The 25591-nt window shown below is 72.9% G+C and carries 27 protein-coding genes; 16 read left to right on the top strand and 11 right to left on the bottom strand.

Annotation, left to right across the window (positions count from 1 at the left end; translation table 11 throughout):
• The first annotated feature begins 185 nt into the window (after positions 1 to 185).
• The 11 genes from ACIRS4_RS02015 to ACIRS4_RS01965 all read left to right on the top strand — a co-directional run bounded on the left by ACIRS4_RS02015 (position 186) and on the right by ACIRS4_RS01965 (position 9746).
• The gene (locus tag ACIRS4_RS02015; protein ID WP_404188568.1) at positions 186 to 473 is read left to right on the top strand and encodes an ArsR family transcriptional regulator; all 288 of its coding nucleotides are present in this window, start codon (positions 186 to 188) and stop codon (positions 471 to 473) included.
• 88 nt (positions 474 to 561) lie between these two features.
• Entirely contained in the window at positions 562 to 1524 is a 963-nt protein-coding gene (locus ACIRS4_RS02010) for an SMP-30/gluconolactonase/LRE family protein (protein ID WP_404188566.1), read from the top strand.
• 165 nt (positions 1525 to 1689) lie between these two features.
• Positions 1690 to 2151 carry a fluoride efflux transporter CrcB gene (crcB, locus tag ACIRS4_RS02005; RefSeq protein ID WP_404188563.1) on the top strand — a complete coding sequence of 154 codons (462 nt, stop codon included), beginning with the start codon at positions 1690 to 1692 and terminating at the stop codon, positions 2149 to 2151.
• Positions 2148 to 2528: a DUF190 domain-containing protein gene (locus ACIRS4_RS02000; RefSeq protein ID WP_404188560.1), complete on the top strand. Its 381-nt coding sequence runs from the start codon at positions 2148 to 2150 to the stop codon at positions 2526 to 2528. The genes crcB (ACIRS4_RS02005) and ACIRS4_RS02000 overlap by 4 nt, the downstream gene beginning before the upstream one ends.
• Positions 2525 to 2899, top strand: a complete 375-nt coding sequence (crcB, locus tag ACIRS4_RS01995) for a fluoride efflux transporter CrcB (protein ID WP_404188557.1) — start codon at positions 2525 to 2527, stop codon at positions 2897 to 2899. The genes ACIRS4_RS02000 and crcB (ACIRS4_RS01995) overlap by 4 nt, the downstream gene beginning before the upstream one ends.
• Positions 2900 to 2967: 68 nt before the next feature.
• A complete protein-coding gene (locus ACIRS4_RS01990; RefSeq protein WP_404188554.1) occupies positions 2968 to 3804 on the top strand; it encodes an undecaprenyl-diphosphate phosphatase in 837 nt (278 codons plus the stop codon).
• 99 nt (positions 3805 to 3903) lie between these two features.
• Positions 3904 to 4635, top strand: coding sequence for a FadR/GntR family transcriptional regulator (locus tag ACIRS4_RS01985; protein ID WP_404188552.1), 732 nt, complete (start codon positions 3904 to 3906; stop codon positions 4633 to 4635).
• A complete protein-coding gene (locus tag ACIRS4_RS01980; RefSeq protein ID WP_404188549.1) occupies positions 4632 to 6071 on the top strand; it encodes an amino acid permease in 1440 nt (479 codons plus the stop codon). Before ACIRS4_RS01985 ends, ACIRS4_RS01980 begins: the two co-directional genes overlap by 4 nt.
• A gap of 119 nt (positions 6072 to 6190) precedes the next feature.
• Positions 6191 to 7201: an asparaginase gene (locus tag ACIRS4_RS01975; RefSeq protein WP_404188547.1), complete on the top strand. Its 1011-nt coding sequence runs from the start codon at positions 6191 to 6193 to the stop codon at positions 7199 to 7201.
• Between the two features lie 120 nt (positions 7202 to 7321).
• Positions 7322 to 8749, top strand: a complete 1428-nt coding sequence (aspA, locus tag ACIRS4_RS01970; protein ID WP_404188544.1) for an aspartate ammonia-lyase — start codon at positions 7322 to 7324, stop codon at positions 8747 to 8749.
• Between the two features lie 58 nt (positions 8750 to 8807).
• Positions 8808 to 9746, top strand: a complete 939-nt coding sequence (locus ACIRS4_RS01965) for a glutaminase (RefSeq protein WP_404188541.1) — start codon at positions 8808 to 8810, stop codon at positions 9744 to 9746.
• A 25-nt stretch (positions 9747 to 9771) separates the two neighbouring features.
• Here the strand turns inward: ACIRS4_RS01965 and ACIRS4_RS01960 are convergent, their stop codons facing one another.
• From ACIRS4_RS01960 to rho, 3 genes are all read right to left on the bottom strand, one after another.
• A complete protein-coding gene (locus ACIRS4_RS01960) occupies positions 9772 to 10203 on the bottom strand; it encodes a hypothetical protein (RefSeq protein WP_404188538.1) in 432 nt (143 codons plus the stop codon).
• 150 nt (positions 10204 to 10353) lie between these two features.
• Complete coding sequence (locus tag ACIRS4_RS01955; protein WP_404188535.1) at positions 10354 to 11535, bottom strand: D-alanyl-D-alanine carboxypeptidase family protein; 1182 nt, start codon at positions 11533 to 11535, stop codon at positions 10354 to 10356.
• Positions 11536 to 11640: 105 nt separating this feature from the next.
• Positions 11641 to 12783 carry a transcription termination factor Rho gene (gene rho, locus ACIRS4_RS01950; RefSeq protein ID WP_404188533.1) on the bottom strand — a complete coding sequence of 381 codons (1143 nt, stop codon included), beginning with the start codon at positions 12781 to 12783 and terminating at the stop codon, positions 11641 to 11643.
• A 364-nt stretch (positions 12784 to 13147) separates the two neighbouring features.
• Between rho and ACIRS4_RS01945 the strand changes: the two genes are divergently transcribed.
• Complete coding sequence (locus ACIRS4_RS01945; protein ID WP_404188531.1) at positions 13148 to 14062, top strand: hypothetical protein; 915 nt, start codon at positions 13148 to 13150, stop codon at positions 14060 to 14062.
• A gap of 28 nt (positions 14063 to 14090) precedes the next feature.
• Here ACIRS4_RS01945 and ACIRS4_RS01940 read toward each other — a convergent pair whose 3' ends face one another.
• Positions 14091 to 14489, bottom strand: a complete 399-nt coding sequence (locus tag ACIRS4_RS01940) for a nuclear transport factor 2 family protein (RefSeq protein WP_404188528.1) — start codon at positions 14487 to 14489, stop codon at positions 14091 to 14093.
• Positions 14490 to 14688: 199 nt separating this feature from the next.
• Here ACIRS4_RS01940 and ACIRS4_RS01935 point away from each other — a divergent pair, with 199 nt between their 5' ends.
• Both ACIRS4_RS01935 and ACIRS4_RS01930 read left to right on the top strand, forming a co-directional pair.
• Positions 14689 to 15438, top strand: a complete 750-nt coding sequence (locus ACIRS4_RS01935; protein ID WP_404188525.1) for a class I SAM-dependent methyltransferase — start codon at positions 14689 to 14691, stop codon at positions 15436 to 15438.
• A gap of 72 nt (positions 15439 to 15510) precedes the next feature.
• Entirely contained in the window at positions 15511 to 16251 is a 741-nt protein-coding gene (locus ACIRS4_RS01930; protein WP_404188522.1) for a class I SAM-dependent DNA methyltransferase, read from the top strand.
• A gap of 59 nt (positions 16252 to 16310) precedes the next feature.
• On the opposite strand, the gene ACIRS4_RS01925 is transcribed toward ACIRS4_RS01930, so the two are convergent.
• From ACIRS4_RS01925 to ACIRS4_RS01905, 5 genes are all read right to left on the bottom strand, one after another.
• Positions 16311 to 17477, bottom strand: coding sequence for a serine hydrolase domain-containing protein (locus tag ACIRS4_RS01925; protein WP_404188520.1), 1167 nt, complete (start codon positions 17475 to 17477; stop codon positions 16311 to 16313).
• A gap of 111 nt (positions 17478 to 17588) precedes the next feature.
• Positions 17589 to 18557 carry an acetylxylan esterase gene (locus tag ACIRS4_RS01920; protein ID WP_404188517.1) on the bottom strand — a complete coding sequence of 323 codons (969 nt, stop codon included), beginning with the start codon at positions 18555 to 18557 and terminating at the stop codon, positions 17589 to 17591.
• 97 nt (positions 18558 to 18654) lie between these two features.
• A complete protein-coding gene (locus ACIRS4_RS01915) occupies positions 18655 to 19236 on the bottom strand; it encodes a hypothetical protein (protein ID WP_404188514.1) in 582 nt (193 codons plus the stop codon).
• Between the two features lie 107 nt (positions 19237 to 19343).
• Positions 19344 to 20108, bottom strand: coding sequence for a ferredoxin reductase (locus ACIRS4_RS01910; RefSeq protein ID WP_404188512.1), 765 nt, complete (start codon positions 20106 to 20108; stop codon positions 19344 to 19346).
• Complete coding sequence (locus tag ACIRS4_RS01905) at positions 20101 to 20706, bottom strand: sulfite oxidase-like oxidoreductase (RefSeq protein ID WP_404188510.1); 606 nt, start codon at positions 20704 to 20706, stop codon at positions 20101 to 20103. Before ACIRS4_RS01905 ends, ACIRS4_RS01910 begins: the two co-directional genes overlap by 8 nt.
• A 210-nt stretch (positions 20707 to 20916) precedes the next feature.
• Here ACIRS4_RS01905 and ACIRS4_RS01900 point away from each other — a divergent pair, with 210 nt between their 5' ends.
• Positions 20917 to 21780: a GNAT family N-acetyltransferase gene (locus tag ACIRS4_RS01900; RefSeq protein WP_404188507.1), complete on the top strand. Its 864-nt coding sequence runs from the start codon at positions 20917 to 20919 to the stop codon at positions 21778 to 21780.
• Positions 21781 to 21794: 14 nt separating this feature from the next.
• On the opposite strand, the gene ACIRS4_RS01895 is transcribed toward ACIRS4_RS01900, so the two are convergent.
• Positions 21795 to 22292: a MarR family winged helix-turn-helix transcriptional regulator gene (locus tag ACIRS4_RS01895; RefSeq protein ID WP_404188505.1), complete on the bottom strand. Its 498-nt coding sequence runs from the start codon at positions 22290 to 22292 to the stop codon at positions 21795 to 21797.
• A gap of 221 nt (positions 22293 to 22513) precedes the next feature.
• Here ACIRS4_RS01895 and ACIRS4_RS01890 point away from each other — a divergent pair, with 221 nt between their 5' ends.
• Positions 22514 to 23359: a putative protein N(5)-glutamine methyltransferase gene (locus ACIRS4_RS01890; RefSeq protein ID WP_404188502.1), complete on the top strand. Its 846-nt coding sequence runs from the start codon at positions 22514 to 22516 to the stop codon at positions 23357 to 23359.
• A gap of 7 nt (positions 23360 to 23366) precedes the next feature.
• Here the strand turns inward: ACIRS4_RS01890 and ACIRS4_RS01885 are convergent, their stop codons facing one another.
• On the bottom strand, positions 23367 to 25451 hold the full coding sequence (locus tag ACIRS4_RS01885; protein WP_404188500.1) for a SpoIIE family protein phosphatase: 2085 nt from the start codon (positions 25449 to 25451) through the stop codon (positions 23367 to 23369).
• Positions 25452 to 25591: the final 140 nt, after the last annotated feature.

Here is a 25591-nt window from a genome sequence, read left to right as displayed (position 1 = left end):
CCCCTTCTCGTCGTCCATGACCTCTGCGAACTGCTTTACGGGCAGGTGGTGTTGGATCCAGGCCAAGGCTGGCGGAGTCCAGGACAGGGCCGCCCCGGCTGCGCGACAGTGGGAGGACGCGGGGCAGGCGCTACTTTCGCAAGACGCCCTAGGAGCCCGGTCCCAGGGAGGACGGAGGGGACGACATGCTGAGGACTCCGGTCAGCGAACGGCGTCTGGCCATCCTGGAGTGGCTGAAGGATCCTGCCCGGCACTTCCCGCCGCAACGGCACGGCGACCTCGTCGAGGACGGCGTGAGCGCGGACGCCCTCGCGGCGAAACTGGGCGTGCACCGCAGAGTCGCCGACACCCACCTCACCCTCCTCGCCGACCTCGGTCTGCTGCGTGCCAAGCGGATCCGCCGCCGCACCCACTACCGGCGCGACGAGATGCGCATCGCCGAAGTGGCCCGCATGTTCGAGAAAGGGTGGTGACGGCCGACGGGGAACCCGCAGCTCCGTCAACACCACCCACGCGACCCGCGACCAGGCATCGACCCACCAGCGAAGGGCAGACCCACCCATGCACCGACCCTCGGATCTCGTCCCCGTGCGGTACCTCTCCCTCGGCGGCCTCGGCCCGGAGGACGTCGTGGCCGACCCGCAGGGCCGCGTCCTGACCGGACTCGCGGACGGACGGATCCTGCGCGTCGACGGTCTCGACGATCCCGCATGCGCCCGTGTCGAGGAGCTCGCCGTGATCGGCGGCCGCCCCCTCGGCCTCGAACTTCTCCCTGACTCGGACCTGTTGGTGTGCGACGCGGACGGCGCGCTGCTCCGCGTCGACACCCGCACCGGCCGCACGCGAGTCCTCGTGGAGTGGGCGGCGGGGGAGCGGCTGCGGTTCTGCAGCAACGTCGTCGCCCTGCCCGACGGGACCGTCTTCTTCACCGTCTCCAGCCAGGTCCACCCCTTGCACGACTGGATCGGCGACCTTGTCGAACACACCGGCACGGGCCGCCTGCTGCGTCTCGCCCCCGGCGAGGAGGAACCCGAAGTCCTCCTGGAAGGGCTCCAGTTCGCCAACGGCCTCGCCCTGAGCGCCGACGGCGGCGCGCTCGTCGTCGCCGAGACCGGCGCCCGCCGCCTCACCCGCTACCGGCTCACCGGCCCCGGCGCCGGCCGTGCCGACACTCTCGTCGAGGACCTGCCGGGCTTCCCGGACAACCTGTGGCGCGGCGCCCCCGACGGCCCGATCTGGGTCGCCCTGGCCGGACCGCGGGTTCCCCCGCTCGACCTCCTGCACCGGGCGTCCCCCGGGGTCCGCCGGCGCGCCGCCCGGCTCGCCCTGCGCGCGCCGTTCCGCCCCACCGGCTCCGTCGGAGTGCTCGCCGTCGACGACGAGGGCCGCACCGTGCACCACCTCACCCGTCGGCGCTCCGGCTTCCGCATGGTCACCAGCGTCTGCGAGGCCCGCGGCCGGCTCGTCCTGGGCAGCCTGTGGGAACGCGGCATCGCGGTGTGCGAGGCCCCCGCCGCGAAGTGACCCCGGTCCGGCGCCGACGTTATCCTGGTCACCTGCCGCGATCGCCCTCGCGGCGCGGCGGTGGGGCCCGCCGTACCCGAACCGCGGCGTGCTCGCCGCCAACGGTCCCTGCTCGCGATGGAGCGCGCCCGTGCCAGGGCCCTGGCGAGTAGGAGAGACGCAGGCATGACAGCTCCGGAGACCGAGAGCCTCCGCGCCCGGACCCGTCCCGCACGGCCCTCCGCCCGGCGCGGTCAGGCGCCGGTGGTCGCGGTGGTCGCCCTCGGCGGCGCCCTCGGTGCGACCGCCCGGTACGCGGCCTTGCTCCACTGGCCCGCGCCACCCGGGGGGTTCCCCTGGGCGACTCTGTGGACCAACGTCGTCGGCTGCGCCGTCATCGGCGTGTTCATGGTGGTCGTCACCGAGGCCAGGGCGGCCCACAGGCTGGTCCGCCCCTTCTTCGGCACCGGTGTCCTCGGCGGCTTCACCACCTTCTCCACCTATGCCGTCGACATCCAGAAGCTGGTCGACTCCGGCCGTCCGGGCACCGGCCTGACCTACCTGGCCGCGACGCTCCTCGCGGCCCTCTCCGCGGTGTGGCTCGCCTCCGCGGCGGCCCGCCGTGTCCTGAAGCGGAGGCAGCCATGACGAGGCTGACCGGCGACGCCGTGCGCGTGACCGTCCTCATCGGTGAGAACGACACCTGGCGTCACAAACCCCTGTACGCCGAGATCGTGCACCGCGCCCACGCCGCCGGTCTCGCCGGCGCAAGCGTCTTCCGCGGCATCGAGGGCTACGGCGCCTCCTCCCTGATCCACACCTCGCGACTGCTGTCCCTCAGCGAGGACCTGCCGGTGGCCGTCGTCATCGTCGACACGCGGACCCGCGTCCGGGAGTTCCTCCCGCAGCTCGACGAGCTCGTCACCGAAGGGCTGGTGATCCTCGACGACTGCGAGGTCATCCGGTACGTCGGCCGCGGCGACATCCAGGACGAAACGGACACGCAGGGTAAGAGGTCGTTGTGAACTGGCTGCTGGTCGTCGCGGGCGCCGTGGTCGGCGCCCCGCTGAGGTACCTCACCGACCGCGCGGTGCAGTCCCGGCACGACTCGGTGTTCCCCTGGGGCACCTTCATCGTCAACGTCGCCGGCTGCCTGATCCTCGGTCTGCTCACCGGCGCGGTCGCTGCGGGAGCGGTCGGCTCCCACCTCCAGTTGCTGCTGGGCACGGGCCTGTGCGGGGCGCTGACGACGTACTCGACCTTCTCCTACGAGACCTTGCGGCTCGCCGAGACCGGAGCACGTGTGTTCGCCGCGGCGAACGTCGTCGCGAGCGTGGTCGCCGGTCTCGGGGCGGCGTTCGTGGGAGTGGTCCTGGCGCGGGCGGTGTGGGCGTAGGGAGTCCACGCCCGGGTGTAGTAGGACTGTCCCCGCCGCACCCCCGCTCCCGAGAAGAACTGGATCCCATGAGCGCCATCTCCGTCGGCCAAGCCGTCGTCCTCGGAGCCGTCGAGGGAGTGACCGAGTTCCTCCCCGTCTCCTCCACCGGCCATCTCAAGATCACCGAGGGCTTGATGGGCATCCCGGTCGACGACGACGCGGTCGTCGGCTTCTCGGCCGTCATCCAGGTCGGGGCGATCGCCGCCGTGCTCGTCTACTTCCGCAAGGACATCGCGCGGATCGTCTCCGCCTGGGCGCGCGGCCTCGCCGACAAGGAGGAGCGGTACCACCACGACTACAAGTTCGCCTGGTGGGTGATCTGCGCGACCATCCCGATCGTCGTCGTCGGCCTGGCCGCCAAGTCGCTCATCCAGGGCCCGCTGGCCTCCCTCTGGGTCGTCGCCGGCTCGCTCATCGCCGGCAGCGGCGTGATGTGGGCCGCCGACCGCATGGGCCGGCACAAGCGCGGCGAGGACGACACCTCCTTCAAGGACGCGATGCTGGTCGGCGGCTCGCAGATCCTCGCGCTGCTCTTCCCCGGCTTCTCCCGCTCCGGCGCCACCATGTCCACCGCCCTCATGCTCGACCTGGACCGCGTCGCCGCCACCCGGCTGTCCTTCTTCCTCGGCATCCCGGCCCTCACCGGCGCAGGCCTGTACGAACTGAAGGACGCTCTCGGGACCGGAGCGGGCGCGGCCCCCCTGATCGTCGGCACCGCCGTCTCCTTCGTCGTGGCGTACGCCTCCATCGCCTGGCTGCTCCGCTTCGTCGCCAAGCACTCCTTCAACGCCTTCGTGATCTACCGGCTCGCGGTGGGCGTGCTGCTGTTCGCCCTGCTCGGGACGGGTGTGCTGCACGGCTGAGCCGCCCCGGAGCGCGGACCGTCGCCGTCGGGCCGCCGGCGGTCCGCATTCCGGGCCGCCCCTTGACACCGCCCCGGGCCTCCCGGAACATCGGGTTCCGTGAACCTGTCAGACAGCCAGACAGGTGGTTCGGCACCCCGTCGCGTCAGCGCGATGGAAGCGGTCCTCGGCCACCTCCGCGACGCCATCGAACGCGGCGCGTACGCCATCGGCGACAAGCTCCCCTCCGAGGCGGAGCTCTGCCGCACGCTGGAGGTCTCCCGCCCCGTCCTGCGGGAGGCCCTGCGCGCCCTGCAGACCATGGGGCTGACCATGTCGCGGACCGGCAAGGGCACCTTCGTGATCGCGAACACCGTCGAGGACCCCACCTTCGGCGACTACGCGGCCAGCGACCTGCTGGAGGTGCGCCGCCACGTCGAGATCCCGGTCGCCGGGTACGCGGCCGTGCGCCGCACCCCGGAGAACCTGGACCACCTGGCCCACCTGCTGGACCGCATGGAGCGGGAGACGGACACCACCGCATGGGTCGCGATGGACTCCCTCTTCCACCTCGCCGTGGCCGAAGCCGCCCAGAACCCGGTCTTCCGCCGGGTCATCGAGGAGATCCGCGACGCACTGGCGCGTCAGTCGGCCTTCCTCAACGAGCTGGGCGGCCGGCGCGAGCAGTCCAACCGCGAGCACCGGGCCATCGTCGAGGCGCTGATCGACGGCAGTGAACACGACGCGGTGGAGGCCATGAGCCACCACCTCGACCGCGTCGAGACGACCCTCACCGACATCGTGCGCTCCGCGCGCACGGACAGCACCACGGAAGGCGGTACCGAGGCGTGAGCGAACAGCACCTCAAAGACGAGACGCGCCCCACCTCCCGTCATGTCGACGCCGGCGACGAGGGGTACAGCAAGTCCCTCAAGTCCCGCCACGTCAACATGATCGCCATCGGCGGAGCCATCGGCACCGGCCTCTTCCTCGGCGCCGGCGGCCGGCTCGCCGACGCCGGGCCGTCCCTCTTCATCGCCTACGCGGTCTGCGGCGTCTTCGCCTTCCTCGTGGTGCGCGCCCTCGGCGAACTGGTCCTCTACCGCCCCTCCTCCGGCGCCTTCGTGTCCTACGCCCGGGAGTTCCTCGGCGAGAAGGGCGCCTACACGGCCGGCTGGATGTACTTCCTGAACTGGGCCACCACCGGCATCGCCGACATCACCGCCGTCGCCACCTACACCCACTACTGGGGCATGTTCTCCGACATACCCCAGTGGATGATCGCGCTCGTCGCCCTGGCCGTGGTCCTCACCGTGAACCTGATCTCGGTGAAGATCTTCGGCGAACTGGAGTTCTGGTTCGCGATCGTCAAGGTCGGCGCGCTCGTCGTCTTCATGTGCATCGGCATCTTCCTGCTGGTCACCCAGCACCCGGTCGACGGCGTCACCCCGGGCCCCGGCCTCATCACCGACCATGGCGGACTCTTCCCCAACGGTCTGCTGCCGATGCTGCTGATCGTCCAGGGCGTCGTCTTCGCCTACGCCTCCGTCGAGCTGGTCGGCGTCGCCGCCGGTGAGACCGAGAACCCCGAGAAGATCATGCCCAAGGCCATCAACTCGATCATGTGGCGCGTCGGTCTGTTCTACGTCGGCTCGGTGATCCTGCTGTCGATGCTGCTGCCCTGGTCGTCCTACACCGCCGGGGAGAGCCCGTTCGTCACCGTCCTGTCCAAGGTCGGCATCCCCGCGGCCGGCGGCGTGATGAACCTCGTCGTCCTCACCGCCGCCATGTCCTCCCTCAACTCCGGCCTGTACTCCACCGGACGCATCCTGCGCTCCATGGCGAAGTCCGGCTCCGCGCCGAAGTTCACCGGCGTGATGAGCCGCAGCCAGGTCCCCTACGGCGGCATCCTGCTCACCAGCGGCATCTGCGTCCTCGGCGTCGGCCTCAACTTCGTCGTGCCCGCCGACGCCTTCGAGATCGTGCTCAACTTCGCGGCGATCGGCATCCTCGCCACCTGGGGCATGATCATGGTCTGTCACCTGCTCTTCTGGCGGAAGACCCAGAAGGGCGAGCTCACCCGCCCCGGCTACCGACTGCCGGGCTCCCCGTGGACCGAAGTCGTGACGCTGGCCTTCCTCGCCTCCGTCCTGGTCCTCATGTACGCCGACGGCGGCGCGGGACGCACCACCGTGCTGTGCCTGCCGCTGATCGCCGCCGCGCTCGTGGCAGGCTGGTACGCCATCCGCGGCCGCCTCGCCCGCGCCACGTCCGGGGCCGACGCCTGAGGGACCCAGGGCGTGTCGCGACAGCGCGACACGCCCTCGTACCGCGTCCGCCCGGACGCGGTACGAGGACCCCGGGACCCGACGCCGGCCCATGCCCGCCCACCAGTGATCAGGCAGTGATGTACAGCAGTTCCCTCGCCCAGGCGCCCACCCTCCGCGAACCCCTCCACGCCCCCGTCGCCCACCTCGTCCGCGGCGGGGTGACCGAAGGCGTCCACCACGGCTCCGTCGTCGTCCTCGGCACGGACGGCGAGGTCGCCTTCCAGCTCGGCGACATCGAGGTCGCCTTCTACCCGCGCTCGGCCCTCAAGCCCGTCCAGGCCGTCGCCATGGTGCGCGCCGGGCTCCCGCTCGACGGCGAGCTGCTCTCGCTCGCCGCCGCCAGCCACTCCGGCGAGGAACGCCACCTCGCCGGCGCCCGGCGCATCCTGGACCGGGCCGGCCTCACCGAGGACGACCTGCGCAACGTCCCCGACATGCCGTTCGGCCGGCCGGTCCGCGACACCTGGATCCGCGACGGGCGCGGGCCCTCCCGCCTCGCCCAGAACTGCTCCGGCAAGCACGCGGCCATGCTCTACACCTGCAAGCTCAACGGCTGGCCCCTCGACGGCTACCTCGACCCCGGGCACCCCCTCCAGCAGGCGATCGCCGAGATCGTCGAGGACCTCACCGGACAGCGCATCGCGCACGTCACCGTCGACGGCTGCGGCGCGCCCCTCTTCTCCGTCTCCCTGCACGGCCTCGCCCGCGCCGCCGCCCGCATCACCACGGCCGCCCCGGGCACCCCGGAGGCCCGTGTCGCCGACGCGATGCGCGAGCACCCCGAGATGGCCTCCGGCGCCGGCCGGGACGTCGCCGAGCTGATGCGGGCGGTCCCCGGGCTGCTCGCCAAGGACGGCTTCGAGGGCGTCGAGGTAGCCGCGCTGCCCGACGGCCGCGCGATCGCCGTCAAGATCTCCGACGGCGCCGACCGGGCCCGTGTCCCCGTCGCGGCGGCCGCCCTGGCTCGCGCCGGCGTCGACCCCGCCCTGCTCACCGCCTTCGCCGGCGAGCCGCTGCTCGGCGGGGGCGAGCCCGTGGGAAGCGTGCGACCGGTGCGGGCCCTGGACCCGGTGTCGGCCTGCGCCTGATGCGCCACTAACCTCTTCGTCGTCCCTTTCGTCCGCGGCGGCAGCCGCGCAACCACCACACCCCGCGCCCCTTCGAGGGCGCTCGGTCTCCGCCCCCTCAGAAAGAGGACCCGCACTCCTATGACCGCCGCAGCGACCCGCCGTGAACACGATCTGCTGGGGGACCGTGACGTCCCCGCCGACGCGTACTGGGGTGTGCACACCCTGCGCGCGACGGAGAACTTCCCCATCACCGGCACCCCGATCTCGGCCTACCCGCACCTCATCGACGCCCTCGCCGCCGTGAAGGAGGCCGCCGCCCTCGCCAACGAGGAACTCGGGCTCCTGGCCCCGGAGAAGGCCGCCGCCATCGTCGCCGCCTGCCGTGAGATACGGGCCGGCGGGCTGCACGAGCAGTTCGTGGTGGACGTCGTGCAGGGCGGCGCCGGCACCTCGACCAACATGAACGCCAACGAGGTCGTCGCCAACCGGGCGTTGGAGCTGCTGGGCCACGACAAGGGCCAGTACGGGTTCCTGCACCCCAACGAGGACGTCAACCTCGGCCAGTCCACCAACGACGTCTACCCGACCGCGGTCAAGGTCGCGACGGTCTTCGCGGTGCGCGGGCTGCTCAAGGCGATGGCCGTCCTCCAGGACGCGTTCGCCCGCAAGGCAGTGGAGTTCAAGGACGTCCTGAAGATGGGCCGCACCCAGCTCCAGGACGCGGTGCCGATGACGCTCGGGCAGGAGTTCTCGGCGTTCGCGGTGATGCTGGACGAGGACCGCAGCCGGCTCGCCGAGGCCGTCGAGCTGATCCACGAGATCAACCTCGGCGCCACCGCGATCGGCACCGGCCTCAACGCCCCCGCCGGATACGCCGAGTCGGCCCGCCGCCATCTCGCCGAGATCACCGGGCTGCCGCTGGTGACCGCCGCCAACCTGGTCGAGGCCACCCAGGACTGCGGGGCGTTCGTCCAGATGTCCGGTGTCCTCAAGCGGATCGCCGTCAAGCTCTCCAAGAGCTGCAACGACCTGCGCCTGCTGTCCTCCGGGCCGCGCGCCGGTCTGGGGGAGATCAACCTGCCGCCGGTGCAGGCGGGTTCGTCGATCATGCCGGGCAAGGTCAACCCGGTCATCCCCGAGGTCGTCAACCAGGTCGCCTTCGAGGTGATCGGCAACGACGTCACCATCACCATGGCCGCCGAGGCCGGACAGCTCCAGCTCAACGCCTTCGAGCCGATCATCCTGCACTCGTTGTCGGAGTCGATCACCCACCTGCGCGCCGCGTGCCTCACCCTCGCCGAGCGCTGCGTCGACGGGATCACCGCCAACACCGAGACACTGCGCGCGACGGTCGAGAACTCCATCGGCCTGGTGACCGCCCTCAACCCCCACATCGGCTACACGGCGGCCACCGACATCGCCAAGGAGGCCCTCGCCACCGGCCGAGGCGTCGCCGAACTCGTCCTGGAGAAGGGCCTGTTGCCCGCCGAACGGCTCACCGACCTGCTCCGTCCCGAGATCCTCGCCGGCAGCGGCTCGCCCCTCGCTCCGCAGCCCCTGACCTGATCCGTTCCGGCTCGCGGCGACGCTCCCGGACCGGCGCCGGGGAACCCTGAGAGGCACAATGGCGATCATGACGACGACGTCCTCGCCCGGCTTCCGCCCGGTCCTGGAGCGCATCGCCGAGGAGGCGGAGCGCACCCCGGGCCGCGGCCGGCCCGCCGACTACATCCCGGCGCTCGCGGCCCGCGACCCGCGCAGCTTCGGCATGGCCGTCGCCGAACCGGACGGCACGGTGTACGGCGTGGGGGACTGGCGCGAGCCGTTCTCCACGCAGTCCATCACCAAGGTGTTCACCCTCGCCCTGGACCTCGCCCGCGAGGGCGACGAGCTCTGGGAGCACGTGGGTCGCGAGCCCTCCGGCAATCCGTTCAACTCCCTGGTCCAGCTGGAGTACGAGAACGGCATCCCGCGCAACCCGTTCATCAACGCGGGCGCCCTCGTCGTCACCGACCGCCTCCACACCCGTACCTCGGACGCGGCCGGCGAACTGCTGGCGTTCCTGCGCGCGGAGAGCGGCGACCCCGCACTCGACTTCGACCTGGACGTCGCCGCCTCCGAGTCCGCGCACGGCGACCGCAACGCCGCCCTCGCCCATTTCATGGCGTCCTACGGCAACATCGACAACCCGGTGCCGGTCCTGCTCGACCAGTACTTCCGCCAGTGCTCGATCACCGCCTCCTGCGCCGGGCTCGCCCTTGCGACGGGCTTCCTCGCCCGGCACGGCGTCCGCGCCGACGGCAGCCGGCTGCTCACCCGAAGCCAGGCCAAGCAGGTCAACGCCGTCATGCTGACCTGCGGCACGTACGACGCGGCCGGCGACTTCGCCTACCGCGTGGGCCTGCCCGGCAAGAGCGGGGTCGGCGGTGGCATCATCGCGGTCGTCCCCGGCCGCTGCACGCTGTGCGTGTGGAGCCCGGGCCTGGACGAGCGGGGCAACTCGGTGGCGGGCGTCGCAGCCCTGGACCGCTTCACGACACTGACCGGCCTGTCGGTGTTCTGACCCCGACAGGCCGGACGCGCGCCGGCTAGTGGTCGTTCTTGTAGTAGTGCTGGGTCTGGCTCCTGCGGTCCGGACCCAGCCAGATGGTGACGCCGATGTTCTTGCCCTCGGGGAGGTCGTACACGCCCCCCTGGGTGGCCCTGGCCACGACACAGTTGCCCTCGCCGCCCGAGGCGGTGAGCGTGTAGCGGATGTCGTAGGCGCCGGCGATGCTCTCCTCGACGGCGATCGAGACGCGGGGAGCCATGCTGTCGGCGTCCGTGTCGCACAGCGACACGACGTCGCCGTGCTCGGCGATGTAGACCGTGCCGCCGGGCACGGAGTCGGACGTGGTCCACGTGTGGTCCCAGCCGCCCGCGGGCGGGTCGACGGTCGCGGAAGCCGACGTCGCGGTGGCGAGCATGCCGGCGGCGAGGACGGCGGTGGCCGCGGCCAAGGTCGCGATCTTTCGGCGCATGGGTGTACCCCCTTCGTACGCCCGCTCGGGCACTCCGGCGGGCAGGTGCGACCATACGGCAGCCGATCAGACCGGGAACATCAAATTTCGATCATGTTTTCGATCGTGGTGCGGCGGGTAACGCCGCTGCGTCGTCCGGCAGTTGAAGCGTCACATGCCCGACAGCGGGCGGCGTCTCCTCGGCCGCAGGGCCAGCGCCATGACGGCCGCGCCGAGGAAGGCCGCGCCCGCGATCAGAGCCGCGTCCGACCATCCGGGACCGTCGGCGGGGGCCGCCGCGGCCGCCACCGGCACGACCTCGGGGCCCGACGCCGCACGCCGCCGCTCGCGCAGCCCGTCCAGCGAGCCCACCGGGTCGACCTGCTCCGCGGCCTCGAACCCCCAGTCCAGCAGGTCACGCGCCTCGCTGTACACGGCGTGGGCGCCGCCCGTCCGGGGGTGCATCACCGTGACCACCAGGGTGCGTCCCTCGCGGCGGGCGGCGGCCACCAGCGTGTGACCGGCCTCGCTGGTGTAGCCGTTCTTCACGCCGATCAGCCCCTGGTACGGCTCGACGCCGTCCTCGCCGCTCAACAGCCGGTTGGTGTTGGCGATCCCGAACCACCGGCCGTCACGGCCGGGGAACCGCGCCTGCACGGTGGCGCAGTGCCGTGCGAAGTCGGCGTTACGCAGTCCGGCCCGCCCGAACACCGCCAGGTCGTACGCCGACGACACCTGGCCGGGCGCGTCGTACCCGTCGGGCGACACCACGTGGGTGTCCAGGGCGCCCAGGGAACGCGCCTTGACGCGCATCCGCGCCGCCGTGGTCTCCCAGCCCCCGTTGAGCGCGGCGAGGACGTGGACGGCGTCGTTGCCGGAGCTGAGGAACACCCCCCGCCACAGATCGTCGACCGAGTACGTCTCGCCCTCGACGACCCCCACGAGGCTGCTGCCCGGGCCGATCCCCGTGAGCTCCTCCTCGGTGACCCGGTGGCGGATGCCACCGGGCAGGACCGGCAGCACGGTGAGCGCGAACAGGGTCTTCATGGTGCTGGCGGGGGGCAGCGGGCGGTGTGCGTCCGACGCGGCGAGCACCTCGCCGGTGCGGGCGTCGGCCACCACCCAGGACAGCGCGGAGACGTCCGGCAGCTCGGGTGCTCCGGGGTGCGGCCGTACCTGTGTGCCGGCGCGGTACAGCAGGGACGGCCGGGGCAGGGTGGCCCGTGCTCCGCCGTGTGGACCGGGGTCCGGCTCGGCGGGGGCGGCGACGGCGGCGGGCCCGAGGGCCAGCGCGCCCGCCACACAGATCGCGCAGGCCTGCGCGGCCGCCCGAGAGGAGAATCCGATCGTCATGCGATCAAACTAAGAACTCTCCCGTGCTTCCCGGCGCTGCCGGTGCCGGACGCGCGCGTGAGCCACCCGGATGCCGCACCGAGGGGGTCCCCGCGTTGTGCGGGGTCAGCCGGCAGGCAGCGTGGGCCGGACGCGGCGCAGGAAGGCCGCGTTGTCCGGGGTCTCGCGCAGCCGCTGCAGCAGCGTCTCGAGGTGCGCGCGGCCGTCCCGGGTCCGCAGGGCCCGGCGCAGCCCCCGCACGGCCTCCAACTCGCCGGGGGGCAGGAGGAGTTCCTCGCGACGGGTGCCGGAGCCGTCGATGTCGACGGCGGGGAAGAGACGGCGGGAGGCAGGCTCCCGGTCGAGGCGCAGCTCCATGTTGCCGGTGCTCTTCAGCTCCTCGAAGAAGAAGTCGTCGGCGCGGGACCCGGTCTCCACCAGGGCGGTGGCCAGGACGGTGAGCGAGCCGCCCTCCTCCGCCGCCCGCGCCGCGCCGAAGAAGCGCTTCGGGCCGGTCAGCGCGGTCGCGTCGACCCCGCCGCTGAGGGTGCGGCCCCCTGCGCCGGCCGCGTTGTTGTGGGCCCGGCACAGCCGGGTCAGCGAGTCGAGCAGGATCACGACGTCCTCGCCGGCCTCGACGAACCGCTTGGCCCGCTCCACGACCAGCTCGGCGAGGGCGATGTGCTGCTGGGGAGTCCGGTCGAAGGTCGAGGCGTACACCTCACCTCGTACGGAGCGCCGCATGTCGGTGACTTCCTCGGGGCGTTCGTCCAGGAGCACCACCATCAGCCGTGCCTCGGGGTGGTTCCCGGCCACGGCGGCGGCGATCTGCTGGAGCAGCACCGTCTTGCCGGTCTTGGGCGGGGCGACGATGAGCCCGCGCTGCCCCTTGCCGACGGGCGCGAGCAGGTCGGTGACCCGCCCGGCGAGACCGGCCGCGGGATGTTCGAGGCGCAGCCGCTCGTGCGGGTGCAGGGGTGTCAGGTCGCGGAAGTCCCTGCGGCCGCGCGCCTGCTGTGGCGTCCGGCCGTTGACGCGGGCGACGTCGGTCAGCGTTCGCGACGCGCCGCGCGGCCCTTCCACGAAGTCGCCCTTGCGCAGCCCCAGTCGGCGGATCAGCGTGGCCGGGACCTGGACGTCGGAGGGGGAGGGCAGCAGGTTCCCGGCGCGCAGCCGCGCCTTCCCGTGTCCGTCGACGTCGAGGACGCCGCCGACGAGCTGGGCCGGGAACTCCGGCTGTACAGAGGGGTGTTCGAGAGTGGTGGTCATGATGCGGGGTCCTTTCGGAAGGACGGGAGGGGCCGAGCGGAGGTGGGGAAGGAGTCGCCGCGAGAGGAGGGGCGATGGAACGCACGCCTTCCGGCGGCGGGAAACGCTCACCTCGGGCGCGGCCTGAAGAGCCTGCTCATGAGGTGTGCGGGAAAGCTGGCGCCCATGCCGTCGTACGGCGGGCGGATCGGCGAGGGATCGAAGACGGCACCGGGCCGAAGACGCGGCCTGCACGAATGCCACTGGCACTGTAGCACGCCCCGACGCCGGCCGGTCGAGCGCTCGCGCCCGGGACGAGGTCCCCAGACCGTAACGATCGGCGACAACAGGGGACTTGACCACCATCGATGGGTATCGTCACGTCATGTCCACGTCGCCGCAGCCGCAGCAACCGGAACAGCCTTCCGACGCGCCCGTCCAGCCGAGTGCGTACCCCTACCCGCACCCCCGGTCGCCGGGACCGGGCGCGGGTGCGGGGCACCCCCAGGCCGCACCGGCTCCGCAGCCGGGGCAACAGACCTTCCACCACCAGCCGACCCTGGCCGGCCTGCCCGCGCAGCCCCAGCCCCAGCCCCACCCGGGCAACCCGTATGCCCAGCACACCGGCTACGGTCCCGCGCCCGCCCCGCCGTCCGGCGGCGGCGGGAAGGCCGCCGGACGCGCGGTGCTGTGGGCCGCCGTCGGTGCGGTCGTGGCCTCCGCCGCCTGGGCGGCGGGCGTCTTCCTCGTCGGTGACGGCCGGGGAGCCGAGGCGGACCTGCGCGGCTACACCGCGCCCGCGAACCTGTGCACCAGCGCCGACTACTCGTCGTTCAAGGCGCAGTACACCGGGGACGCCGGCACGCCGACCCACAACGAGCTGGAGGACCCCGCCCTCGACGACAGCTACTGCAGCGTCAGCTTGAAGAAGGCCGGCTCCACGTACACCGACGCGTACCTCTCCATCCAGTTGCAGCTGCACAAGAAGACGGACCCGGGGCCCGAGTTCACCGCCCGCTGGAAGAACTACGCGGAGAGCCGCACCGGTTACGACGTGGACACCGTCACCGGCATCGGAGACGAGGCCTATCTCGTCAGCCAGGACACCACCGGCGGCTCCAGCACCAGCGGCTCCATCGACGCCACCCTCGCCGTCCGGGACGGCTGGGTGACGTACTCGATGGACTACAGCCTGTATCTCTCCTCGTACGACGACGACAAGGATCCGCCGGAGCTCGACGAGGTGGTCGACTGGCTGAAGAAGGACACCAGGGCCACCCTGGAGGCGCTCGGCGACTGACCCGCCCCCGTCGCGGAGGCGCGCCCGCTCACACCGCCCGCGCCTCCGCCTCCTTGACGATGTCGTCGAACCGCGCGCCCATCGCCGCCGCCAGCGCCTGCGCGCCCGACAACGGCCGCACCATCACGGTCAGTTCGTCGATCAGGCCGTCCTCGCCGACGTGGAGGAAGTCGCAGCCGCTCAGCTCCCGGCCGCCTACGCGGGCCGTGAACACCAGCGCGCTGTCCCGGCCGTCCGGCCCGGCGAGCTCCTTCTCGTACCGGAAGTCCTCGAAGACCTGCGACACCGCCCGCAGGATCGCCGTGGTGATCGCCTTGCCGGGGTACGGCTTGAAGACGACCGGGCTGGTGAACACCACGTCCTCGGCCAGCAGGTCCGCCACGGCGTCGATGTCGCCGGCCTCGACCGCCTCACGGAAGGCACGCATCCGATCACCTCATAGTCAATTAGTTGATTAGACACTCAGGAGAGTAATCAGTGACCCGCGACCGGACAAGCCGCCGGCCCGTGTGCTGCGCGCCCGGCCGTGCCGCCGGCTTAATCAGTGACCCGCGACCGGACAAGCCGCCGGCCCGTGTGCTGCGCGCCCGGCCGTGCCGCCGGCTCGCCCGGGTACGCTGGCGACGATGTTCAGCCCCGAAGGCCCCACGCTGCGCGAGCTCGCCGTCCAGGCCCTGTCGTCCGTCGAGCGCGGCTACGACCTGCTCGCGCCGAAGTTCGACCACACGCCGTTCCGCACCCCCGACTCCGTCCTTGACGCGGTGGGTTCGGCCCTGCGCCGGACCGGCCCCTACGACGACGGCCTGGACCTGTGCTGCGGCACGGGCGCCGGCGTCGACGTCCTCGCCCCGCTGTGCCGGCGCAGCGTCACCGGCGTCGACTTCAGCGCGGGCATGCTCGACGTGGCCCGCGAGCGGACGAAGGCGGACCCGACGACACCGCCCCGGGTGTCCTGGGTGCGTGCGGACGCGCGGGCCCTGCCGTTCATCGCCCGTTTCGACCTCGTCGTCAGCTTCGGCGCGTTCGGGCACTTCCTGCCGCGCGAACTGCCCGTCCTCTTCGGCCAGGTGCACACCGCGCTGCGGGCCGGCGGCCGCTTCGCCTTCCCCGTCGTCGCCCCGCCCCGTGCGACCTCCTGGGCCTACTGGACGCTCCTCGGCTTCGACGCCGTGATGCGGGCGCGCAACGCCGTGTGGCGGCCGCCGTTCGTCATGTACTACCGGGCGTTCCGGCTCGGCGAGGTACGCCGTGAACTGGAGCGCGCGGGCTTCGAGGTGAGCCTCGGAGCCCTTCCCGAGTTCGGCACGAGGAGCGACGGAAGTCCACGCGTGCGACTGGTCGAGGCGCGCAAAGCGGAATCCGCCGGGAACCGCTGAGCGTGTGCCGCGACGGTACGGGCGCCCAAAACACTTGGACAACTCTCCGCCCCGCGCGGCAAAGTGATGCCGATGACGAGCAGTGAACTGTGGACGCGTGCGACCGCCGACCGCTACGACACCGAGGAGACCGAGATGTCCTCGGCCGCCGTGCTGGGGCCGACCGTCGCCTTCCTCGCCGAACTCGCCGGAGACGGCCGGGCACTCGAGTTCGCCGTCGGCACCGGACGAGTGGGAGTCCCGCTCCGCGAGAGCGGCGTGCCCGTCGTGGGCATCGAATTGTCGAAGGACATGACGTCGGTCCTTCGGCGCAAGATCGGCGAGGACATGCTCCCGGTGACCATCGGGGACATGGCCACGACCGTCGTCCCCGGCGAGTTCACCCTCGTCTATCTCGTCTACAACACGATCACGAACCTGCTCACGCAGGACGAGCAGGTCGAGTGCTTCCGCAACGCCGCACGTCATCTGGCGCCCGGCGGCCGGTTCGTGATCGAACTGGGCGTGCCGCCGCTGCGGTTGCTGCCGCCCGGGCAGGTCGCGGTCCCCTTCGACGTCTCCGAGCGGCATCTCGGCTTCGACACCTTCGACCTGGTCGAGCAGATCCTCGTCTCCCACCACTTCACCCGCGACGGCGAGGACGGCCTTTACCGGCGCGACGACTCCCGGCACCGGTACGCGTGGCCGGCGGAGCTCGACCTGATGGCGCGGATCGCGGGGCTGGAGCTGGAACGGCGCGTCGCCGACTGGGACGGAGCCCCGTTCACCCAGGACTCCTCGAAGCACATCTCCGTGTGGCGCAAGCCGGCCTGAGCCCGCCCGGACTTTCCCAGCCGTGCCCGGCGAGCCCCGGCACACCCTGCGCTCCCGTGTCACAGGGCGCTGTACACCGCCTGCACCAGCGCCATCTTGCGGGGATCGTCCGCGATGTGGGGTCCCATGCGGTTCATGACATAGCCCAGGCAGACTCCCCCCTCCGGGTCGGCGAGGCCGCAGGAGCCGCCGAAGCCGTCGTGTCCGACGGCCCGTGGATTGGGCCCGTACGAGCCGTTCGGCCCGCTCAGCCACAGCCCGAGGCCGAGCTCCGTCTCCTGCGCGAAACCCGCCCCCAGCACCAGGTCCCGGCAGGCTCCCTGCCCCTCACGGACCCGCTCGGCCGCCTCCGGCGACAGCACCCGGCGGCCGGCGAGCGAACCCCGGCCGGCGATCACGCCGTACAGCGCGGCGACGGCCCGCGCGGTGCCGTGGCCGTTCGCAGCCGGAACCTCGGCGGCCCGCCACCGAGGCGAGTTCGCCTCGTCGGCGCCCGCCAGGGGGTTGGTCAGGGCGGCGAGCGCGGCGGGCGTCAACTGGCTGAAGACGGCGGCCTGTTCGCTGCTGGTGGCGGCGCGCGGGTGCACCATCTCGGCGGCGCGGCCGGCCTCCTTCTCCGGCAGCCCGATCGTGAAGTCGATGCCGAGCGGCCCGGTCACCTCCCGCTCCAGGAACGCGCCCGGCAGCAGCCCCGACACTCGCCGCACGACCTCCCCGACCAGGAAGCCGTAGGTGAGGGCGTGGTAGCCGGACCGGGTGCCCGGCTCCCACCAGGGTTCGGTGGCCGCCAGCCGGGCGACGGTCAGCTCCCAGTCGTACAGCTCCTCGAGGGAGTGCGGTTCCCGCAGGCCCGCCAGTCCCGCGCGGTGGGACAGCAGATGCCGCACCAGGACCCGCTCCTTGCCCGCCGCGGCGAACTCGGGCCAGTACGCCGCGACCGGCGCGTCGAGGTCGAGCAGCCCCCGGTCGGCGAGGATGTGCGCGCACAGCGCCGTCGGCCCCTTCGACGTGGACCACACGTTGACCAGCGTGTCCCGCTCCCACGCACGCGTGCGCGCCGCGTCCGCCCAGCCGCCCCACAGGTCCACCACCGGCGTGCCGTCCACGATGACGCTCACCGCCGCGCCCAACTCGTCGCGTTCCCGGAAGTTCTCCTCGAACGCGGCGCGCACCGCCGCGAACCGCTCGTCGCAGTGGCCGTGAACCTGTGGCACGTGCTCGGACATGGGCCCTCCGTGATCCGCCGGAACCCCGGACCGCGACAGCGCCGTCCGGGCACCCTGAACATACCGACTGGTCGGACCGGAGGGAAGGAGGGGTTTCGGCGTCCGGGACCGTCAGGCGTACGACCGCAGCCAGCGCAGCTTGGCCGCCTCCTGGTAGGGGCCGCCGCCCTCGTGGTCGTTGAAGTCGTACACCTCGATCGCCTTGTCCTCGTGCGCCCACGCGTTGAACGCGGCGAACACGGTCGACGGCGGGCACGTCTGGTCCTCCAGCGCCGCCGAGAAGAGGGCCGGCGCCGACGCGCGGGCGGCGAAATGCACGCCGTCGAAGTACGACAGCGTCCGCAGCACGTCCTGTGTGCGGCCCCGGTGCGTCTTGAGGAACAGGCCGATCTCACGGTAGGGGTGACGGTCCGTCAGCGTCGCCGCGCGCGGGAAGTCGCACAGGAAGGGCACGTCCGGCGCGACCGCCGCCAGGTCCGGCACCAGGCCGCCCACGGCGATCGACATGCCGCCGCCCTGGCTCCCGCCCAGCACCGTCGTGCGCGCGGCGTCGCTCAGCGGATGCGAACGCGCCGCCTCCACGGCACGCACCGCGTCGGTGAACACCCGGCGGTAGTAGTAGTGCTCCGGAGCGTCGACGCCCCGGGTCATGAACCCCGGGAACGCCGGTCCGCCGCCCACCGGGTCGGCGGTGCCGCCCCCGCCGCCCCACCCGCTGCCCTGGCCGCGGGTGTCCATGACGAAGTGCGCCCGGCCCGTCGACGCCCACAGCAGGTGCTGGTGCGCCAGCCCGCGCCCACCGCCGTACCCGACGAACTCCACGACCAGCGGCAGCGGTTCGGACGCGCCGACCGGCAGCGTGAGCCAGCCCTTCACCGGGTGACCGCCGAACCCGGCGAACGTCACGTCGTACACCGAGACCGTGGCCAGCCCCGTGTCGACCGGCTCGAAACGGGCGTCCAGGTCGTGCTCGCGGGCCTCCTGAAGGGTCTTGGACCAGAAGGCGTCGAAGTCCTCCGGCTCGGCGGACGCGCTGCGGTACTCGCGCAGCTCCTCCAGGGACAGGTCGAACAGGGGCATGAACAACCGCCTTTTTGTCAAGTGCCCGAACGAATGATCACACCGTACGTGCGGCCGGGACCCCCGCACCAGACCACGCCCCCGGGCCCTCGGAGCCTCATGCCTTGCGCCCGCTCCACTCGGGGCCCGTGCGCGCCCACTCCCTGTCCCATTCGTCCAGCCGACGGCGCTGCGTCACCCGGCGGACCACGGCGTACCCGGCCAGCACCGCGGCGGCCGCGCCGCCGGTCGTGCACACGCCCGACGTGAGGGTGTGCTGCCACACCGCCGCGCCGTCCGGGGGCGCGGGCACGGCGCGTCCCCGCGCGTCGAACCACACGCCGACCGTGTCCCCGCGCTCCGTGCCGGACGGCACCCGCGCCGGGGCCGTCCGGACCGCCCCGCCGGAATCCGTCCAGCGCACGGTCACCCGGTACGCCTCCTCCCGTACGCCCTCCGCCGTGGGAAGCGTCTCAGGCGGACGGCTCACCACCTTCGCCCGCACCTGATGTCGGCCGGCCCGCTGCTCGGCCGCCCCGGCCCGCGCCTCGTCATACGCCCACCGGCCGACCAGCGCCCCGGCCAGGGGCGCGGCGACCAGCAGCAGGACGGCCACCGCCAGCACCGTCCAGGCCTCCACGAGGTCGGAGCGGCGCCGCAGCGGGTTCTTCCGCCAGCGCCAGCGCACCCGGATTCGCATGCGACCTCCTCGCCGTCGCGCGGACGAGTCACCACAAACAGGAGATACCCGTTGGGCGAAGATCGCTCACCGGGACGAAGTCCGGAAACGGCCCGGTCCGTGCCGGCTCAGCCGAAGCGTTCGATGCGGATCCGCTCCACCGGCTGTCCCGCCGCGACCAGCAGCCGCGACGCGTGCTCTGCGAACCCGTTCGACCCGCACACGTACGCCTCCCAGCCGCCCGCCGGCGCCTCGGCGACCAGCCGCGCCAGGTGGCCGGCCGCGAGCCGCCCGACGGCCGTGCCCTCGGGCGCGCTCCGCGTGAACACGGGCGTGGTCTCCGCGCCGTACTCGTCGGCGTAGATCAGCTCCTCGGGGCCGCGGGCCGACACCAGCAGGCGCAGCGGCACGGACAGCCCCCGGGCCCGGCGGTGGCGCAGCATCGACATCAGCGGGACGACCCCGGAGCCCGCGCCGATCAGCAGCGCGGGCCGGTCCCCGGGCCAGGCGAAGAAGCCGCTGAGCGGCCCGCGCACCTGCACCTCGTCACCGGGCCGGGCGACGGTGTGGAACCAGCCGGAGACCTCGCCGCCGGCCACATGGTCCAGGGTCAGCTCGATGTGGCCCGAGTCGTCGGGGGCGGAGGCGATCGAATAGTGCCGCTGGGCGGTGTAGCCGTCACCGGCGGTGAGCCGCAGCGTCAGGTGCTGTCCCGGCAGGTGTCCGGGCCAGGCGGGCACCGCGAGGCGGAACGTCGACGCGTTCGGCGTCTCGCGGCGGATGCCGGTGAGCGTGGCCGTCTGCCACACCGACGCCGCCGGGTCGCTCACGGGGATGCGGCCGGGCACGGCGAACCGGGTCGGGGGAGTGAACGCGGGAAGGGTCTCAGTCACCGGAGTACCTCTGCTCCTCCCAGGGGTTGCCGCGCTCGTGGTAGCCGTTCTGCTCCCAGAACCCCGCCTCGTCGTGGTCGAGCAGCCGCAGGCCGGCGATCCACTTGGCGCTCTTCCAGAAATACAGGTGCGGCACGACCAGTCGCGCCGGACCGCCGTGCTCCGGGGCGAGCGGCTCGCCGTCGTGGGTGAAGGCGATCCACGCCCGGCCGCCGGTCAGGTCCGCGAGCGGCAGGCCGGCGGTGTACCCGGTGTGCGAGTAGGCGACGGCGTGGGTGGCGTCCGCCCGCGGCCGGGCGGCGTCCAGGAAGGCGTCGAGCGACACGCCCCCGAACCTCACCCCGAACTTCGACCAGCCGGTCACGCAGTGGATGTCGCCCTCGTACGCCGAGGCGGGCAGTTCGTGCGCCTGCCGCCAGTTCCAGCTGCGGGGGGCGTCCACCAGCCCGTCGATGGTGAGGCTCCAGTCGGCGGGCGCGAGGTCGGGGGTGACCTCGGCGGACAGCACGGGCCAGTCGTCGCCCGCGTCGTACTGGCCGGGCGGCAGCCCCGGGTTGTGGACGCGCGGGCGTCCGGTGAAGCCTCGGGTGACGTTCATGTGGGTCCAGCGTGAGGGATGGCGGGCGATTGCACCGCCCACGGTACGTGCCCGCCGGCGGGGCGCTCCCGCCCGGGGGCGTCCCCGATCGTCAAGCGCGTGTGAACACTCACGGGCGGTGGGAATAGCCGTCCGCCGATCTCCCTTGCACGTGTCGATCCGGATCCGGCGGCGACATCGGTCCGGCGGCACGAAGGAGAGTGGGAGCACATGTCGGAGGCGAACGTCTTCACGCGCGACGGTGGCCGGGAGGGCGGCGCGGCGGAACCGGGAACCGGCTCCGCGCACGGGCTCGCAGCCGCGGCCGCCGCCTCGCTCACGGGGCGGCACGTGCCCGGCGACCGGGCTCCGGCGTCGGCCGCCGGGCCGCACGTACTCGACAACCCCGCCCTCGCCTCGCTCACCGGGCCGCACGCCCGGTTCGCCGAGCGGCTGGGGCGTGTTCTGCGCTACCCCGTGGACGTGTCGCCCTGGCTGGCCCTGCCCGACGAGCCGGACGCCGGCGACTGGGCGGACCTCGCCGCGCTCGCCGGGCCCGGCGCGGAGGTCCCGCTGCCCGGCTTCCGGGGTGAGCTGCCGGAGGGCTGGAAGGAGACGATGCGTGTGGAGGGCGTGCAGTTCGTCGACGACGGCCTGGCCGTCGCACCGGACCCGGAGGCGGTCCGCCTCGGCCCTGCCGACGTACCCGAGATGCTCGACCTCGTGGCCCGCACCCAGCCCGGCCCGTTCGAACGGCGCACCGTCGAACTCGGCGAGTACCTCGGCATCCGCCGCGCCGGCGTCCTCGTCGCCATGGCCGGCGAGCGGCTCCACCCGCCGGGCTGGACCGAGATCAGCGCCGTCTGCACCGATCCCGCCGTCCGCGGCGAGGGCCTCGCCACCCGGCTGATCCTCGCCGTCGCGCATGGCATCCGGGAGCGCGGCGAGACGCCCTTCCTCCACACGAGTGCCGCCAACGTCAACGCGATCCGCCTCTACGAGTCCCTGGGCTTCCGCCTCCGCCGCAGGACCGCGTTCCTGGCGGCGCGGGTGCCGGAGGGGGCGCCTCGGCGGGAGGCGGCGCCGGTGGCGTGAAGGGCGGCGCACACTCAGTCGGAGGGCGAAGGAGGCTGCGTCACGGTCGAGTTGTAGCGGACGAGGTACTCCGCGAACCGTTCCAGATCCTCCGCGGGCCACGGTGCGAGCCGTTCCCGGAAGGCCACGCGGCGGCTCTCGGTGACCTGCGCGAGGATGCGGCGGCCGGCGTCGGTGAGCTGGAGCAGCTGGACGCGGTGGTCGCCCGGGGCCTGGCGGCGCTCGATCAGGGCGGCCCGCTCCAGCGCCGCGACCTGGCGGCTGACGGTGGACTTGTCCAGCGCGTAGTGCGCGGCCAGATCGGTGGCGCGGCAGCCGCCGTCCTCCCCGTACGCCTCCTCCCGCTCCTCCAGATGCCCGAGCAGGGTGTACGACACCAGCGACAGCTCCGGGTGCAGCCGGCCCGCCGCCGCGCGGGCGCGCCGCGCGAAGGCCGTCATCTCGCGCTGAATGGTCTCCACGGCCTGAGCCGCTGCCGGGCTCGCGTCGCCCGAATCCTCCCTCGCACTCATAGGTGTAGCGTACAACTGCAAATCGTCCGCGGATCGGCCCGCCCGTGCGGAGGTTCGGGTAGGGTGACCGTCGGCCGAGGAGGTTCCCGGCCGTGAACGACCGAGGAGGTGAGACCCATTACCGCTGTGTCAGGTCGGGTGCTCTCACCTCGGAACGGCGCGGACCGCCGGTAGGCGACCGCGAGAGCGCCCTTCGGCTTTCCGAAAGGCTCTCGGCTCCCATGCCCTCACTTCCCTCCTCGTCGTCCCGAACCCGGTCCCGGGCTTCCTTCCCGTCCTCCTCCCGTGACGCCGTCGTCCTCGCACTGCGTGCCGCCGGGTGCGTCTTCGCCGAGGACGAGACCGAGTTGCTTCTCGACGCCGCCCGCACCCCGGACGAACTCACCGCCATGGTGGAGCGCCGGGCGGCCGGCCAACCCCTCGAAGTCGTCGTGGGCTGGGCGGAGTTCCACGGCCGGCGCGTCATCGTCGAGCCGGGCGTCTTCGTGCCCCGCCGCCGCACCGAGTTCCTCGTCGACCGGGCCCTCGCCACGGCCCCGCACGCCCGCGTCGTGGTGGACCTGTGCTGCGGCACGGGCGCGGTCGGCGCCGCCCTCGCCGCGCGGCTCGGCGGGGTCGAGCTGCATGCCGCCGACATCGAACCGGCGGCCGTCGGCTGTGCCCGCCGCAACCTGGCGGCGCACGGCGGACACGTCCACCAGGGCGACCTGTTCGAGGCGCTGCCGGGCCGGCTCCGCGGCCTTGTCGACATCCTGGCCGCCAACGTGCCGTACGTCCCCACCGGCGAAGTGCCCCTGCTGCCCGCGGAGGCGCGCGAACACGAGCCGCTCACCGCCCTCGACGGCGGCGCCGACGGACTCGACGTGCTGCGTCGGGTCGCCGCCGAGGCCGGGGACTGGCTCGCGCCGGGCGGCTGCCTCCTCGTCGAGACCAGCGAACGCCAAGCCCCCGCGGCCGTCGAGACGTTCACCCGGCACGGTCTGACGGCCCGGCTGGCCCTGGACGAGGAGCTGCACGCCCACGTGGTGATCGCCATGAACGACACCCCTACGAGAGCGACGACTTGACGACCGGTCACTCGCGGGCGCGGGCCACCAGCAGAGCGACGTCGTCATGGTTGTCCGGGTGGTGCAGCGCGCGCAGGAGATGGTCGCAGAGATCCTCCAACGGGCGCTCCGGGTCGTCGAGGAGGGCGAGCAGCGCGTCCAGGCGCTCGTCGAGCGAGTGCCGCCGCGTCTCGACCAACCCGTCGGTGTAGAAGACGAGTTGGTCGCCGGGTGCGAAGCCGACGTCGGTGGTGGAGAACTTCACCCCGCCGACGCCCAGGGGCGCCCCGGTGGGCAGGTCGAGCAACTCGGGGGTGTGGCCGGGGCGTACGCGCGCGGGCGGCAGGTGCCCGGCGTTGGCGATCCGGCACCGCCCGAGCCCGGGATCGTGGACGGCGTAGACACAGGTCGCGATCGAGTGGTCCAGGCCCGAGGTGATGCGGTCGAGATGCTCCAGCAGCACCGACGGCTCGAGGTCGAGGGAGGCCAGCGTCGTCGTCGCGGTGCGCAGCCGGCCCATGGTGGCGGCGGCGTCGATGCCGCTGCCCATCACGTCGCCGACGACGAGCGCGGTCTTGCCGCCCTCCAGCGGGATGACGTCGAACCAGTCCCCGCCCACCTCGGTGGTGGCGCCGGCCGGCTGGTAGCGGGAGGCGACCTCCAGGCCGCCGGTCACCGTCGGGTGGCTGGGCAGCAGGCTGCGCTGCAGCGTGAGCGCGGTGGTGCGGGCGTTCTGGTACCAGCGGGCGTTGTCGATCTGCACGGCCGCGCGGGCGGCCAGCTCCCGGGCGAGCAGCAGGTCGTCCCGGCCGAACGGCAGGGGGTTGCGGGTCCGTTTGAGGTCGAGGGCGCCGAGCACCTCGCCGCGCGCGATCAGCGGCACCGCGAGATAGGAGTGGACGCCGGCGCGGGCCAGCAGGCCGGCCGCCTCGGGGGAGTGGGCGATGCGCTCCAGGTCCTCGTCCTTGACCTGGGCCACCATCACGGGCTTGCCGGTGCGCACGCACCGCGTGACGAGCCGGTCGGGCGCGTACCGGGCCACCCGGCCGGGCGGGTCGGGCTCGCAGGGCATGCCCGGTGCGTCGGAGGTCCTTACGGCCAGGGCGCGGATCAGGGCCGGTTCGGCCGGCCCGAGGCTGCTGCGCCGGCCCGCGACGACCGCGTCGAGCAGGTCCACGGCGGCGACGTCGGCCAGCTCCGGCACGGCGACCTCGGCCAGTTCGCAGGCGGTCCGCTCCAGGTCCAGGGTGGTGCCGATACGGGCCGAGGCGTCGGCGATCAGGGCCAGTCTGCGGCGCGCCGTCTCGGCCTCGACGCCGGCCCGGTACTGCTCGGTGACGTCGACGACCGAGAAGGCCGCGCCCAGCACGGTGCCCCGGCTGTCCTCCAGCCGGTACAGCGACACCGACCAGGCGTGGTCGGCGCCGGGGTCCGCCGGGGTGCGGCCCACCGTGGAGCGGTCGACGATCGGCACCCCGGTGCGCAGCACCCGGCGCGCCGCCTCCTCCAGACCGTCCGGGTCGAGCAGCGGGAGCACCTCGCGGGCGGTGCGCCCGAGGTGCTGCTCCACGGGGGCGCCGCTGATCCGCGCCAGCGCGGGATTGACGGTGACGAACCGCAGCTCCGTGTCCAGCACGGCGAGCCCGATCGGCGACTGGGTGACCATCCGGGTGGACAGCGCCACGTCCCTCTCCAGCCGACGCACCGTGGACTGGTCGGCGGCCAGACCGAGGGCGTAGACGTCGCCCTCGTCGTCGACGAGCCGCATGTTGCGGAACTCCACCAGAATCGTGGTGCCGTCCTTGCGCCGGACGGGGAACGCCCCGGCCCAGCTCTGGCCGGTCTCCATCACGTCGGCGAACAGCTTCACCACGAGGTCGACGTGCCGTTCGTGCACCATGACGTGCGCGGCGTAGCGGCCGAGCGCCTCCCGCGCGGGATAGCCGAACAGCTCCTCCGCCTGCGGGCTCCACAGCACGATGCGGCCGTCGGTGTCGAGCACCACCGACGCCACGTTCAGCACGTCCAGGAGCCCGCTGGGGCTCGTGGGGCCGCCGTCGACTCCTGAGGGGTTCGTGGGGCCGCCGCCCCCGGCCGCTCGGGGTGCACTCATGCCACGCATCGCCTCCGCACGTCCACGCGGCGCGCCGTCCCCCGTGCCGACTCCCCCTTCTCCACCGCGCACAACCGTCTCCCACGTCCGGGGGCACCGACTTCCATGCTCCTCCAGTACGGGCCCGTCCGCCGTTCTCC

The organism is Streptomyces sp. NPDC101166 (assembly GCF_044768125.1).
Lineage (GTDB): Bacteria > Actinomycetota > Actinomycetes > Streptomycetales > Streptomycetaceae > Streptomyces.
This window is presented reverse-complemented; position numbering and strand designations above follow the sequence as displayed.